This is a genomic window from Pseudomonas sp. SIMBA_067 (genome assembly GCF_046534675.1).
Classification (GTDB): Bacteria; Pseudomonadota; Gammaproteobacteria; order Pseudomonadales; family Pseudomonadaceae; genus Aquipseudomonas; species Aquipseudomonas putida.
The window spans coordinates 1-257 of sequence record NZ_JAWRYH010000792.1; the positions used below are offsets into that span (position 1 = coordinate 1).

General features: G+C 61.1%; 1 pseudogene. It reads right to left on the reverse strand.

What is annotated here, in order from left to right:
- A pseudogene (locus SB765_RS31365) lies at positions 1-257 on the reverse strand (hypothetical protein); the annotation flags it as partial.

Below are 257 nucleotides of genomic sequence, written 5' to 3' on the forward strand. Positions count from 1 at the left end.
AGGTTTCGCCTTCAAAGCTACTTGCAGGGGGCGCGATGTAGAGCCCATCGTCTTCACCGATCGCGCCTTTGTCACCCGTTTCACCCGGCAAGTTGTCGACAGACCATTTGACTTGCGCGTCGCTGGGCGTGATCGAGAAGGGCTGAACGCCGCCCGCCGCGATGACCGGTTCCAACGGTGAGATTGCGAAATGCAAGCGGTCAGGCGCCAAGGTGCCCAGCAAGGTCAGGTCACAGGGGGTATACACGGTGCGCGGT